Origin of the sequence: Pseudomonas iridis (genome assembly GCF_017980685.1) — a bacterium.
Lineage (GTDB): Bacteria > Pseudomonadota > Gammaproteobacteria > Pseudomonadales > Pseudomonadaceae > Aquipseudomonas > Aquipseudomonas iridis.
On the sequence record NZ_JACXXO010000001.1, the window covers coordinates 124,965 to 138,574 of the forward strand.

Annotated in this window: 17 protein-coding genes; all 17 read right to left on the reverse strand. The window is 59.6% G+C overall.

Features of this window, described 5'->3' with window-relative positions:
- Positions 1 to 178: 178 nt before the first annotated feature.
- The 17 genes from IEQ42_RS00605 to fliH all read right to left on the reverse strand — a co-directional run bounded on the left by IEQ42_RS00605 (position 179) and on the right by fliH (position 13,607).
- Positions 179 to 421, reverse strand: coding sequence for a hypothetical protein (locus IEQ42_RS00605; protein WP_210702235.1), 243 nt, complete (start codon positions 419 to 421; stop codon positions 179 to 181).
- A gap of 130 nt (positions 422 to 551) precedes the next feature.
- On the reverse strand, positions 552 to 1,220 hold the full coding sequence (locus tag IEQ42_RS00610; protein ID WP_210702236.1) for a hypothetical protein: 669 nt from the start codon (positions 1,218 to 1,220) through the stop codon (positions 552 to 554).
- 113 nt (positions 1,221 to 1,333) lie between these two features.
- A complete protein-coding gene (gene flhB / locus IEQ42_RS00615; protein WP_047300265.1) occupies positions 1,334 to 2,473 on the reverse strand; it encodes a flagellar biosynthesis protein FlhB in 1,140 nt (379 codons plus the stop codon).
- A gap of 3 nt (positions 2,474 to 2,476) precedes the next feature.
- Complete coding sequence (gene fliR, locus IEQ42_RS00620; RefSeq protein WP_210702237.1) at positions 2,477 to 3,262, reverse strand: flagellar biosynthetic protein FliR; 786 nt, start codon at positions 3,260 to 3,262, stop codon at positions 2,477 to 2,479.
- A gap of 3 nt (positions 3,263 to 3,265) precedes the next feature.
- Positions 3,266 to 3,535, reverse strand: coding sequence for a flagellar biosynthesis protein FliQ (fliQ, locus tag IEQ42_RS00625; protein ID WP_042558229.1), 270 nt, complete (start codon positions 3,533 to 3,535; stop codon positions 3,266 to 3,268).
- Positions 3,532 to 4,290: a flagellar type III secretion system pore protein FliP gene (gene fliP / locus IEQ42_RS00630; protein ID WP_016984314.1), complete on the reverse strand. Its 759-nt coding sequence runs from the start codon at positions 4,288 to 4,290 to the stop codon at positions 3,532 to 3,534. The genes fliQ and fliP overlap by 4 nt, the downstream gene beginning before the upstream one ends.
- Positions 4,290 to 4,745, reverse strand: a complete 456-nt coding sequence (fliO, locus tag IEQ42_RS00635) for a flagellar biosynthetic protein FliO (protein ID WP_210702238.1) — start codon at positions 4,743 to 4,745, stop codon at positions 4,290 to 4,292. Before fliO ends, fliP begins: the two co-directional genes overlap by 1 nt.
- Positions 4,746 to 5,195, reverse strand: a complete 450-nt coding sequence (fliN, locus tag IEQ42_RS00640; protein ID WP_395593455.1) for a flagellar motor switch protein FliN — start codon at positions 5,193 to 5,195, stop codon at positions 4,746 to 4,748.
- Between the two features lie 54 nt (positions 5,196 to 5,249).
- Complete coding sequence (fliM, locus tag IEQ42_RS00645; RefSeq protein ID WP_007920032.1) at positions 5,250 to 6,218, reverse strand: flagellar motor switch protein FliM; 969 nt, start codon at positions 6,216 to 6,218, stop codon at positions 5,250 to 5,252.
- 9 nt (positions 6,219 to 6,227) lie between these two features.
- Positions 6,228 to 6,731 carry a flagellar basal body-associated protein FliL gene (gene fliL / locus IEQ42_RS00650; RefSeq protein ID WP_042558226.1) on the reverse strand — a complete coding sequence of 168 codons (504 nt, stop codon included), beginning with the start codon at positions 6,729 to 6,731 and terminating at the stop codon, positions 6,228 to 6,230.
- Between the two features lie 210 nt (positions 6,732 to 6,941).
- On the reverse strand, positions 6,942 to 8,309 hold the full coding sequence (locus IEQ42_RS00655; RefSeq protein WP_210702240.1) for a flagellar hook-length control protein FliK: 1,368 nt from the start codon (positions 8,307 to 8,309) through the stop codon (positions 6,942 to 6,944).
- Between the two features lie 104 nt (positions 8,310 to 8,413).
- On the reverse strand, positions 8,414 to 8,761 hold the full coding sequence (locus IEQ42_RS00660) for an Hpt domain-containing protein (RefSeq protein WP_042558224.1): 348 nt from the start codon (positions 8,759 to 8,761) through the stop codon (positions 8,414 to 8,416).
- A 31-nt stretch (positions 8,762 to 8,792) separates the two neighbouring features.
- Positions 8,793 to 10,496 carry an ATP-binding SpoIIE family protein phosphatase gene (locus tag IEQ42_RS00665; RefSeq protein ID WP_210702241.1) on the reverse strand — a complete coding sequence of 568 codons (1,704 nt, stop codon included), beginning with the start codon at positions 10,494 to 10,496 and terminating at the stop codon, positions 8,793 to 8,795.
- Between the two features lie 5 nt (positions 10,497 to 10,501).
- A complete protein-coding gene (locus tag IEQ42_RS00670) occupies positions 10,502 to 10,807 on the reverse strand; it encodes an STAS domain-containing protein (RefSeq protein WP_210702242.1) in 306 nt (101 codons plus the stop codon).
- A gap of 189 nt (positions 10,808 to 10,996) precedes the next feature.
- On the reverse strand, positions 10,997 to 11,446 hold the full coding sequence (gene fliJ, locus IEQ42_RS00675; protein WP_115147823.1) for a flagellar export protein FliJ: 450 nt from the start codon (positions 11,444 to 11,446) through the stop codon (positions 10,997 to 10,999).
- A 6-nt stretch (positions 11,447 to 11,452) separates the two neighbouring features.
- Positions 11,453 to 12,811 (reverse strand): flagellar protein export ATPase FliI, encoded by a 1,359-nt coding sequence (gene fliI, locus IEQ42_RS00680; protein WP_210702243.1) that lies wholly within the window; start codon positions 12,809 to 12,811, stop codon positions 11,453 to 11,455.
- Positions 12,801 to 13,607, reverse strand: a complete 807-nt coding sequence (gene fliH, locus IEQ42_RS00685; protein WP_210702244.1) for a flagellar assembly protein FliH — start codon at positions 13,605 to 13,607, stop codon at positions 12,801 to 12,803. The genes fliI and fliH overlap by 11 nt, the downstream gene beginning before the upstream one ends.
- Positions 13,608 to 13,610 lie beyond the last annotated feature (3 nt).

Sequence of the window (13,610 nt, forward strand, 5' to 3'; positions counted from 1 at the left end):
GGATCCATGGCGAGCTCTCCATGCCTCCATCGACCTCACAGCCAACCCAGGTTTTCGCGCAAAAAGAACCGCCACCCTATTCAATCGGGATGGCGGTTTTTTAATTCGATCGGCAGCTCGGTCATCTGCATTGCGGCCGTAGCTGCCGACGGCTGCGATCATGTGATTACGAAGAAAATCAATACCGCAGATTTGTGGCTTCGACGCCAGCCGTAGTCAGTTTGTCAAACTCGACCGATCCACCCACGTTGATCTTTACACGCGCAGCTTCGGCCAATGGGATGCTGAACGTGTACTCCCTGGCGGCCAGGAGTGCCCCGGCAGCTGCGCCAAAAGAAATACTCTGCGTGTGATGGTCTGGATCAGGCTTTATCAAGCCTTTACCGGTTTCCGGATCGTAGCGACTGAATGTACCCTTCATTGTCACGCTCCCTTGCTTTGCTCCTGATGACCGCGCAAAAAATGCTGCCGTAACCATCGGCCATGACGTCGCGCATCTCATACCTGCGTCGCAGCGCTGACAATCGTTCCCACCGATACTGCGAACACTATTACGCGGCCGTCAGCACCTGCTTGGGCGTAATCTCGCCGAAGGTCAGTTGCTTGCCATTGATGTACCGCGCACCGCGGAACATTTGCTGACCATCTACCTCCACCAAATCCTCATGCGCGTACATCAGCACGACCCTGGTTTCCGGTGCCTTGCCCGCCCGTACCGCCGAGTCGCCCTCAAGCAGGTTAAGCGCCCATTGAAAATGGATGTTCGGCAAATCCGCGATGCCAATGTGGCGCGAGGCATCCGGCAATCGCAAATCCTGACGAGCAGTCACGCGCAGCTTGCTACCGACCACTTCGAACACCGGCTTGCCATAACGCAATTCCAAACCCGCCCCCTCCGCCCATTGATCCATGTAATAACCGGGCGAGGTGAACAGTGCGAACAGCGCCTGGTTGTCGCGGATGTTGCCCGCCGCATCAAACAGATAGTTATAGGAATAGTGATAAGCCAAGCCGTCCAGCTCGGGCCTGATCGCGTTGATCGGAGTGTCGAGATAACCCGGAATGTAGACGTTGGCCATTTGCACAAAATGGGTGAAATCCAGCCCCATGTCGAAGGTGACCGTATAACGAATGGCCCGCTCTTTCGGGTTCTCCTCCAACCGCCCTGACACATACTCCAGCGTCATTCCTTCAAGCTTGCGATAGATACGCTCTGCCATGATCGTGCTCCGTGGATGCGGAGAAAGTCCGCAGTCCATGTCACCGAATTGCGCAGCAGCCGTCTACTGTAAGAACTAACAGGTGCGGAGGCTTTTCAGACAGACGGCTGCGCTCAGGAATCGCGCCGCAGATCCGGCGGAATCGGCAAATCATCCTTGAGCGGATCCGGACGCTTACCTTTGCCGGCCTGGTATTGGCGGATCTGATAGACGTAGGCCAATACCTGGGCAACGGCCAGGTAAAGCCCACCGGGAATTTCCTGATCGAGTTCGGTCGAGTAGTAGATCGAACGCGCCAACCCCGGCGATTCGAGGAGCATGACGTTATTGGCCACGGCAATTTCGCGGATCTTCAGTGCCAGGAAATCACTGCCCTTGGCCAGCAGTATCGGCGCCCCGCCCTTTTCCGAATCGTATTTCAGCGCCACGGCGTAGTGGGTCGGGTTGGTGATGACCACGTCGGCGTCGGGAATCGCCGCCATCATGCGTCGCTGGGACATTTCGCGCTGGGTCTGGCGGATGCGCTGTTTGACCTCCGGCCGACCTTCCTGATCCTTGTGCTCGTCGCGCACTTCCTGCTTGGTCATCTTGAGCTTTTTCATGCTCTCCCAGATCTGCACCGGGACATCGACCGCCGCGATGATGATCAGGCCACAGGCCAGCCACAGCGTGCTCCAGCCGACCAGCACCACACTGTGAATGATCGCCAGCTCGAGTGGCTCATGGGCAATACGCAGCAAGTCATCGACGTCCGCAGCCAACACCATCAGGGCCACGGACAAGGTGATCAAAAACTTGGCCAGCGCCTTGAGCAGTTCGATGATGGCCTTCATCGAGAACATCCGCTTCAGGCCGGCTCCCGGGTTCATCCGGCTGAACTTGGGCGCCATGGAGCCTGCTGCGAACAGCCAGCCACCGAGGGAAATCGGCCCGATCAGCGCGGCCAGCAGCAGCGTGATCATGATCGGCTGAATCGCCACCAAAGCGAGTTTCCCTGACTGCAAGAGAAACGCGCCCATGGAGCCCTGGTCCATGATCACTTCGCGCGACAGCGTGAAGTTCAGGCGCATCAGGTCCATCAGGTCTTCGGCAAGCATGCCGCCGAACACCAGCAGCGCGCCGGAACCGGCCATCATTACAGCGAGGGTGTTGAGTTCTTTGGAACGGGCAATCTCGCCCTTCTCACGGGAATCCTTTTTACGTTTCTCCGTGGGGTCTTCTGTTTTGTCCTGACCGCTTTCGCTTTCTGCCATGACTCAGCGCGCCCGTGCGAGTTCGCGTAGCAACTGCAAGGCCTCGGTGGCCAGCGGCTGATACTGATTGAGAATATCCGCCAGACCGACCCAGACGATGAACAGCCCGAGCACCAGCGTCAGCGGAAAACCGATGGAGAAAATGTTCAGTTGCGGCGCGGCGCGGGTCATTACGCCGAAAGCGATGTTGACCACCAGCAACGCGGTCACTGCCGGCAGCACCAGCAGCAACGCCGCCCCCAGGACCCAGCCGAGTTTGCCGGCCAGCTCCCAATAATGCGCGGTCATCAGCCCACTACCCACCGGCAACGTGGTGAAGCTCTCGGTGAGGACTTCGAACACCACCAGATGGCCGTTCATCGACAGGAACAACAACGTCACGAGCATGGTGAAGAACTGCCCGATCACCGCCACCGAAACGCCGTTGGCCGGGTCGACCATCGAGGCGAAGCCCATGCCCATCTGGATCGCGACAATCTGTCCGGCCACGGCAAATGCCTGGAAAAACAGCTGCAGGGAAAAGCCAAGCACGGCGCCGATCAGAATCTGCTCGGCAATCAGCAGCAAACCACTGAGATCAAGCGGACTCACCGTTGGCATCGGCGGCAGGCCCGGGACAATCACCACGGTGATCGCCACGGCGAAATACAGGCGCACGCGCCGCGGGATGAGAGTCGTGCCGAATACCGGCATGACCATCAGCATCGAGGCCACGCGAAACAGCGGCAACATGAACGTCGCCACCCAGGAACTGATCTGGGTGTCGGTCAGCTGAAGCAGCGACTGCATGGCTTAGCCGATGACCATCGGGATGTTTTTGTACAGCTCGATGATGTATTCCATGAACGTCTGCACGATCCACGGACCGCCGACGATCAGGGTCACCAGCATCACCAGCAGACGCGGCAGAAAGCTCAAGGTCTGTTCGTTGATTTGCGTGGCCGCCTGAAACATCGCCACCAGCAAGCCCACCAACAGGCTCGGCACCACCAGAATCGCGACCATCAGTGTGGTCAGCCACAGCGCCTCACGAAAGATATCGACCGCGACTTCCGGCGTCATGGCGAGACACCTCCGAAACTGCTGGCCAAGGTGCCGATAATCAGCGCCCAGCCATCCACCAGCACGAACAGCATGATCTTGAACGGCAGCGAGATGATCAGCGGCGAGAGCATCATCATACCCATCGCCATCAGCACACTGGCCACGACGAGGTCGATGATCAGGAACGGAATGAAGATCATGAAGCCGATCTGGAACGCCGTTTTCAGCTCGGACGTGACGAACGCCGGCACCAGAATTGTCAGTGGTGCCTGATCCGGGGTGGCGATGTCGGTGCGCTTGGACAGGCGCATGAACAACTCAAGATCGCTGGTGCGCGTCTGGGCGAGCATGAAGTCCTTGATCGGCACCTGGGCTTTTTCCACCGCTTGCTGGGCGGTGAGTGTTTCCGCCAGATACGGTTGCAGCGCATCTTTGTTCACCCGGTCGAACACCGGCGCCATGATGAACATCGTCAGGAACAGCGCCATGCCGGTGAGGATCTGGTTCGACGGCGTCTGCTGCAAGCCCAGGGCCTGACGCAGGATCGAGAAGACGATGATGATCCGCGTAAAACTGGTCATCAGGATGACCGCCGCCGGGATAAAACTCAGCGCGGTCATGATCAGCAGGATCTGCAGACTGACCGAATACTCCTGCGCGCCGTCGGCGTTGGTGCCCAGCGTGATCGCCGGGATCGACAACGGATCGGCGGCGAACGCCAGCGGCGCGGCCAGCATCAGGGCCAGCGTCAAGACGATGCGTAGCGCACCCATTACTTCTTATCCTTCTGATCCTTGCCGAGAATCCTCAGCAGATGCTGGGCAAATTCCGGCGTCGCTTTCTCGCTGGTGCTCGGCACCTCGACCGGTTCCTTGAGCACGTGCAGCGCGGTGATGGTGCCGGGGCTCAAGCCGAGCAGAATCTGCTCATTGCCGACCTGCACCAGCATCAGACGGTCACGCGGGCCGAGCGCGCGCGAGCCAATCAGCTCGATCACCTGCCCTTTGCCCGCCGGCCCTGCCTGCTGCACCCGACGCAACAGCCAGGCGAGGAAGAAGATCAACCCCAGCACCAGCAACAGGCCGAACACCAACTGCGTCAATTGCCCGGCCACGCCACTGTTGACCATCGGTGCGGTGGCAGCGGCAGGCGCGGCGTGGCTGGCCACCGGTTCGGCGGCCAACACGCTCAGGGGCAAGGCCAGCAGAGCCCAGAGAAACCTTTTCACTCAGCGCAGCTTCTTGATGCGTTCGCTTGGGCTGATCACGTCAGTCAGGCGGATGCCGAACTTCTCGTTGACCACCACTACTTCGCCGTGAGCGATCAGCGTGCCGTTGACCAGCACGTCCAGCGGCTCACCGGCCAGGCGATCGAGCTCGATCACCGAACCCTGGTTGAGTTGCAGCAGGTTGCGGATGTTGATGTCGGTGCTGCCGACTTCCATCGAAATGGACACCGGGATGTCGAGGATCACGTCCAGGTTCGGGCCGTCCAGTGTCACTGGATCATTGCTCTTCGGCACGCTGCCGAACTCTTCCATCGGCAGACGCGAGCCGCTGGATGCATCGGCCGCCAGCAGTGCGTCGATTTCGGATTGACCATCACCGGTCTCTTCCAGGGCAGCAGCCCATTCGTCAGCCAGTGCCTGATCGTCCTGGGCGTTCATATCGTCGTTCATCATTTGTCCTCGGCGGGCAAAAATTCAGCTAAATGTGGGGGTGAAAGCGCCGCTTCAGCGACGCTCGATCGGCTCGATCACCTGCAACGCGAGGTTGCCTTTGTGCGAACCCATCTTGACCTTGAAGGCCGGCACGCCGTTGGCGCGCATGATCATTTCGTCCGGCATCTCGACCGGGATCACATCCCCCGGCTGCATGTGCAGGATGTCGCGCAGCTTCAACTGGCGTCGGGCCACGGTGGCACCGATCGGCACGTCGACATCGAGCACGTCCTGGCGCAGGGCGTTGACCCAGCGCTCGTCCTGATCGTCGAGGTCCGACTGGAAACCGGCGTCGAGCATTTCACGCACCGGCTCGATCATCGAGTACGGCATGGTCACGTGCAGGTCGCCGCCACCGCCATCGAGTTCGATGTGGAAGGTGGAGACCACAATCGCTTCGCTCGGGCCGACGATGTTGGCCATGGCCGGGTTCACTTCCGAGTTGATGTACTCGAAATTGACTTCCATGATCGCCTGCCAGGCTTCTTTCAGATCGACGAAGGCCTGCTCCAGCACCATGCGCACCACGCGCAATTCGGTCGGGGTGAATTCACGCCCTTCGATCTTGGCGTGACGGCCGTCGCCGCCGAAGAAGTTGTCCACCAGTTTGAACACCAGTTTGGCGTCGAGGATGAACAGCGCGGTGCCGCGCAGGGGTTTGATCTTGACCAGGTTGAGACTGGTCGGCACATACAACGAGTGCACGTATTCGCCGAACTTCATCACCTGTACGCCACCGACGGCAACGTCCGCCGAGCGGCGCAGCATGTTGAACATGCTGATGCGGGTGTAGCGGGCAAAACGCTCGTTGATCATTTCCAGAGTCGGCATGCGTCCACGGACGATGCGATCCTGGCTGGTCAGGTCGTAGCTTTTGACACTGCCGGGTTCGGCAGCGTTATCGGTCTGTACCAGACCATCGTCGACGCCATGCAACAGCGCATCGATTTCATCCTGGGACAGCAGATCCTGCACGGCCATGTCGTGTTCCTACTGCAGTACGAAATTAGTGAAAAGCAACTGTTCGATCACCACTTTGCCCAGCTCTTTCTGCGCCACTTCCTGCACGCTGGCGGTGGCCTTCTGGCGCAACATTTCCTGGCCGACCGGGGTCGCCAAGGTGGCGAAGTCCTGACCGGAGAAGAGCATTACCAGGTTGTTGCGGATCACCGGCATGTGCACTTTCAGCGCTTCCAGGTCGGCCTGGTTACGCGCCAGCATGGTGATGCTCACCTGCATGTAGCGCTGACGGCCGTTCTGGTTGTAGTTGGCGACAAAGGCGGGGGCCATCGGCTCGAAAATCGCCGGCTGCTTGCCGACCGGCGCTGCTTGGGCGGCATCGGCAGGCTTGCTCTGAGCGCTGTGCATGAAGAACCAGGTCGCCCCCACGGACGCACCAATGGCCAACAACAACGCCAGCACGATCACAATGATCAGCTTGAGTTTGCCTTTGGTTGCGGGGTCTTTTACTGCTGCTGTTTCGCTCTTCGCCATGCCAATAATCCGTCACTATTCGGGTTTTCACAGTCGCACGGCAAGGCAAGAGCAAGTGTTATGCCAGAAGTGTTGGAGGGGAGGACGGGCACCATAAAACAACTGTGGGAGCGAGCCTGCTCGCGAAAGCGTTGTAACAGTCGACATAAAGTTGAATGTTAAACCGCATTCGCGAGCAGGCTCGCTCCCACAAGGGCGATCAGTGCTTTATCAGGCGTAATAATCGACTGCGCTGGTACCGATCACGCTGGTGGTTTGAACGGCTGCTTCAGCAACAGCGGCAGCTGCCAATTCTTCATCTGCCGAATCCAGTCGACCACCGCCAGCGCTGGTGCGGCCGCTCTGGCCTTGTTGCGCCTGTTCCTGACCTTGCTGACCCTGCCAGCCACGGCTCTGGTCGGACACATTGACGTCGACCTGGCCCATGCCCTGCTGGTTGAACATCTCACGCAGGCGATGCATCTGCCCGTCGAGCGCTTCACGCACGCTCGGGTGCGCACTCATGAACGTCACTTGGGTTTGCTGGTCCGGGACCATGTTCACGCGGATATCCAGACGACCCAATTCGGCCGGCTGCAACTGAATGTCCGCCGCCTTGAGATTGACGCTCGACAGATACATGACGCGGTTGACCACTTCTTCGGTCCAGCCACTCTGATGCATGGCAATCGGCTGATTGACCGGCACAGCGTTCGCGGTCTTCGGTGTAGCAGCCTGGGTCAGCGCCGCCAGACGGTTAGCGAAGTCATCGACGCGGGTGTCGCTGGTGGCGGACTTGAGGTCTTTGAGACCGTCATCGAGTAGACCGCTGAAGGCTTTGTCACCGCCCTGACTGGTGCTGTCCTTGTCGGTCTGCACGTCGAGCATGCTCGCCATGCCCGCGGCAAAAGTCTGCGCCGAAGTCAATTCACCATCGGCCTGTGCTGGCGCAGCTTTGGGCTGAGCCTGGCTAGCGGCGGAAATATGCCCCCCCTGCTCCATCGCCATACGCACGGCAGGCAGTGAATCAAGCGGATCAGCCGAAGGGTCGAACTCGCTGTCGGTGCTGGCCGCCGGGTCTTTGACCATACTCGCCAGCACGGCAACTTCCGGAGTTTCGTCCTGGGCCGGTGCGGTCGCTGCAACCACTGGAGCCGCTACGACGGGCGCCGTCACGGTCGGCTGCACGATACCAGCCAATGCCGGATCCAGCGCCGGGTCAACCACTGCAGCGTCATCGACAGTGGCGTCGGCTACCGGCGTCTGTGCGCCTTCGTCGCTGGCAGCCTTGTCGTCGCTCGATGCCGCTTTGTCAGCAGGCAACGCCTTGCCGCTATCGGCAACCGCCGGCTTGGGAGCGGCAGACTGATCGGTGCCTACGTCCTTTTTGCCACTGGTATCTGCAACCTTGTCACGCGTCGATTTCACCGAATTATCAGCAGAGATCGCAGGCTTGTTCGAGCCCTGATCGGCGAATACTTTAGCGAAGCTTGAAGCCTTGGTCCCAGCGTCTACGGCCATTGCCGACGATTTGGCAGACGCGGCCTGAGCCTTGGCCTGGGCGGCGTTCTGAAGAAGAATGTTGGGGGTCGCAGGCATGAAACGGTCTCCGCTGCACTGGGATCGAAGGTACAGTTATGGAGTTATTAGCAAGCGCCGGGCCATATTTGCCTAACACTTGAGAAAAGCGCCGAACGGAGGAGTCAGTGGAGGTGGATGTGCTGTCGCTCGTTTTCGTAAACAGGGCGCACATTGGCAAATTCGCCGCTGATTTCAGCCACCAGTTTGACGTTTTCTGCCGGGCTCTTGTTTTTTGCGTCCGACTCAAGCTCCTGGCACAGCGCTGCCAGTCGAACAGCCCCCATATTGCTGGCGCTACCCTTGAAGCTGTGCGCAACCTCCGAAAGAACCCTGGCGTCAGCGGTCTTTTGCAGCTCATGCAATCGGCTTTCGGAATCGCTCAGGAAGGTATCCAGCAGGTCCGGATAACTGTCTTCCATCACTTCGCGCAAGGTATCGAGTACCTCGCGATCAACTTGTTTATCTGCCACTTGTTCACTCCTTGATCAAGAATTGCGCCGATTATGCCTCAACCTCCCAGAAAAACTCCACGTGGGCACTACGACCTTCGTCCGACCAACGGGCGTTGCGCCCCAATTGCCGGACCAAGCTGACACCACGCCCCGACAAACGGACACCGTCCAGCGGCCGTTCCATCACCCGCGCCACATCAAATCCCTTGCCGCTGTCATCGACACGAATGACCAGACAGCCGCCCGCACCTTGCGGCCTGACCTGCAAATGCACACGCACATAGCCGTCCTGCAAGATCTCCAGACGCGCGTTGCGCTGTTCATAATAGCGGGCGAACCCTGCGGCATCGCGCTTGAGGCTGGAGTCGAGCGCCAGCACCCCGTGCTCCAACGCATTGGAATACAACTCCGCGAGCACACTGTACAGCGCGCCGCTTTGCGTGCGCAGGCCGTGCACTTCCAACAGCAATTGCAGCAGGTAGGGCAAAGGGTTGTAACGCCTGAGCGTAGCGCCACGGAATTCGAAGCTTACCGACCAGTCCAGCGGGCTCAATTGGCCGCTGTCGGAATACACGGGCGCCGGCGGATGAACCTGCTCAGGCTCCAGCAGACTGACCTCGACCATGCTCACATCGTCGCGAGCCTCACCGCGAAAATCCCGCAGCGCCCGCTCGATGTCCTCGAACAGCCGGTCCGGCTCACGGTTGGCGGCAAATACTTGCTGTAAACGCTCGACGCCGAACAATTGATCGTTGGCATCGCTAGTGTCGATCACCCCGTCAGACAACAGGAAGACCCGATCACCGACGGCCATCGGGTGCACCTGTGTACCGTCATCAAATGCTTGCGGGCTGAGCACACCCAGCGGCAAATGCCGTGCGGCCAACGGTATGCGTTCACCGCTGGCGATCCGGTGCAGATAACCGTCCGGCATGCCGCCGTTCCACACTTCAACCGAGCACCGCTGAAAGCTCAGGGACAGCAGCGTCGCGCAGCAAAACATGTCCACCGGCAGAATGCGTTTGAGCTTGGCATTCATCTCGCGCAGGGTTTCGGACAAGCCGTAACCCTTGGCTGTCATGCCATAAAACACCTCCGCCAACGGCATGGCCCCCACCGCAGCCGGCAAGCCGTGCCCGGTGAAATCGCCGAGCAGCACGTGCATGTCGCCCGCCGGCGTGTACGCCGCCAGCAACAAATCACCATTGAACAGCGCGTAGGGGGATTGCAGATAACGGATGTTCGGCGCACTCAAGCAACCGGAATGCGCGACTTTATCGAATACCGCTTTGGCAACACGTTGCTCGTTAAGCAGGTAGTCGTGATGCTTGGCGATCAGGTCGCGCTGTTGCAGCACCGTGGCCTGCAAGCGGCGCAAGCGGTCCATCGCCTTGATTTTGGCGGCAAGGATCACCTGGTTGTAGGGCTTCGCCAGAAAGTCGTCGCCGCCAGCCTCCAGACAACGGGCCAGCGCTTCACTTTCAGTCAGCGACGTGAGGAAGATGATCGGTACCAGCGTTTCACCGGCCAGTGCCTTGATCTGCCGCGCAGCCTCGAAGCCGTCCATCACCGGCATCATCGCGTCCATCAGCACCAGACTGGGCTGCTGGAGACGGAAGATATCGACGGCTTCGCTACCATTGGCTGCAGTTAATACTTCATGGCCCTGACGGCGGACGATGGTCGACAGCAGCAACCGGTCAGCGGCGCTGTCTTCGGCGATCAGGATTATCAGCGGCTCTTGCGCCTGCATGGCCGTCAACTGATGTCAAACAGCTTGTCGAAGTTGGAGATGGCGAGGATCTTGCGCACGTCGGAGTTGCTGTTGACCACGCGAATGTCGGAATTATCGCCACCGGCGTGATCGCGCAGCAGAAGCAGCATGCCCAGCGCAGAACTATCGAGGTAGGTGGCGTCTTTCAGGTCGACCACGATGGACTCAGGTTTTTCATTGAGTCGCTCGTAGGACTCGCGAAATTCCTGATGGCGACCGAAATCGAACCGCCCTTTGACTGAAATCGTCAGTTTATGACCATCGGGAGAGACTTCTGTAACGACTGACATTGACTGGCTTCCTTGTCATTAACAAACGTCTACAAGGTTTAGCACTTGGTAGACGCAGGGGCAAGGTGCAACGCAGGATCAAATGTGGGAGCGAGCCTGCTCGCGAAGGCGTCGTGTCAGTCAACATTTCAGTCAACTGGCAGATTGCATTCGCGAGCAGGCTCGCTCCCACAGGGATATCGCAGTGGTTTAAAACGGATCATGCCGTGGCAAACGCTGGGACAACTCATCCAGCAACTTCTGCTCGCGCTTGTCTTCCAGGCGTTGCGCCTCTTCGCGATACCGCTGGACCAGTTTGCGCAGGCCTTCGACCTTGGCGAACGCTTTCTGCCATTCGTCACGCGCCTTGTCGAGATTGTTCTGGTGCCAGACCAGGCTCTGGCGCTGCTGATCAACAGCCGTATCGAGTTGCGCGAGAAACCCCTGAAAGCCGAGCAGCCATTGCCCGCTCACGCCAGTGCTGCCGCGTACGATCCACTGCTCGGAGTAATCCAGACGAAAGGCGTTCAGGTCGGCGAGTTTGCTCTCAGCGACCTTGACCTGACCCTGAAAGTAACCCATGCGCTGCACGGCGGTTTTCTCGGCCTTCTCGGCCATGTCCACCACCGGCGCCAGGCGCGCGGCTCGGCTGACGGCCATAAACGGTTACCCGCCCGCCGCAGGGGCGAACAAGGTTTCGAGATATGCCTGGCTTTCGCCCATGTTGATTTTGTCGTTCAGACCCTGACGCTGATACCTGACCAACTGCGCCTGCAGGGAAATCGCCAGGTCGGTCTCGCGGTCGCCACCGGCGACATAGGCACCGACGCTGATCAAGTCGCGACTCTGCTGATAACGTGACCACAGCTGCTTGAAATATTGCGCGCGCTGCATATGCTCCGCCGAGACCACCGCCGGCATTACCCGGCTGATTGACGCTTCGATATCGATGGCCGGGTAGTGCCCTTCCTCGGCCAGACGTCGCGACAGCACGATGTGACCGTCGAGCACGCCCCGCGCCGAGTCGGCAATCGGGTCCTGCTGGTCATCGCCTTCGGATAACACGGTGTAAAACGCGGTAATCGAACCCCCGCCTTTCTCGGCATTACCGGCGCGCTCCACCAGTTTCGGCAGTTTGGCGAATACCGACGGCGGATAACCCTTGGTCGCTGGCGGTTCGCCGATGGCCAAGGCAATTTCCCGCTGGGCCTGGGCGAAACGGGTCAGCGAATCCATCAGCAACAGGACGTTCTTGCCCTTGTCGCGAAAATACTCGGCGATACGTGTGCAGTACATCGCCGCGCGCAAACGCATCAAGGGTGCGTCGTCCGCAGGCGAGGCGACCACCACCGAGCGCCGGAGGCCTTCTTCACCCAGGCTGTGCTCGATGAATTCTTTCACTTCCCGACCGCGCTCACCGATCAGCCCGACGACGATAATGTCGGCCTCGGTGAAGCGGGTCATCATGCCCAGCAATACCGATTTACCGACACCGGTACCGGCGAACAGACCCAGACGCTGGCCACGACCGACCGTCAGCAAACCGTTGATGCAACGGATGCCGACGTCCAGCGGTTCGCTGATCGGGTCACGGTTGAGCGGGTTGATCGTCGGGCCGTCCATCGGCACCCAGTCTTCGGCTTTCATGCCGCCCTTGCCGTCCAGCGCACGACCGGCGCCATCGAGCACACGACCGAGCATGCTCATGCCCATCGGCAGGCGACCGGTATCGGCCAAAGGCACCACGCGGGCGCCCGGGGCAATACCGGCGACGCTGCCAACCGGCATCAGAAAGACTTTGCTGCCGGAGAAGCCCATGACTTCCGCTTCCACCTGTGAAGGATGGTAGCTGTCGTCGTTGATCACCAGGCAGCGCGTGCCCATGGCGGCGCGCAGGCCTTCGGCTTCCAGCGTGAGGCCGACCATGCGCAGCAGGCGACCTTCAAGAATCGGCGCCCCGGCAATTTCAGTAGCCTCGGCGTAAGTGCTCAGGCGCTTGGCAAAGCTGGTGCGTTCAAGGCGCATCGTCGGCGTCCGCGAGCGGCTCTTCAGTCACGGCAGCCGGTTTGACGTCTTCGGCAATGTCCAGAGTCAAGTCCGCCGCCGCCGGATGCAGGGACTGTTCGTGCAACTGATTGAACAGTTTGTCCATGACCTGCGTCACACGCGATTCAATGCTTGCATCGATGCGGCTGTGCGCCGTCTCAACCCGGCAACCGCCCGGCATCAGCGCTTCATCCTCGACAATGCGCCAGGTTTCTTCGTGACGTTCGCGCAGGGCTTTGGCCTGTTCGAAGTCCTGCGGATTGACGAACAGGCGGACATTATCGACACCCAGCGGCAACAGCTTGAGGGCGTCGCGCATGACGTGTTCGATCTGGCTCGAATCGATGGACAATTCGCGCTTGATCACCTGCTTGGTGATGTGCTGAACGAGATCAACCAACGATTTTTCGATCTGTGTGTCTTGCTCGGCGATGGGCTCAAACAGGTTCGCCATCAATTGCTCAAGGCTGGCCAGTTTCGCCGCCAAGGCGACTTCAGCCTCTTGGCGCACCTTCAAAGTGGTGCTGTGAAAACCTTCTTTTTCGCCGGTCGCGAAGCCTTCGTTATAAGCCTCCTGACGGATGCTTTCGAGTTCTTCCAGGGTCAGTGGCTGGACTTCTTCCAGCGGCACTTCTTCCATTTCCGGCGGTTCGGGCTCGGGCTCAGGCTCGGGTTCCGGTTTTGGCGGATCGAAGCTTGGCATCGCCCAGGACTCGAAACCGCGGACATCACGGGCACGGATCAGATCCGTCACATCGTCGTCGTGCTTGTCCATGGG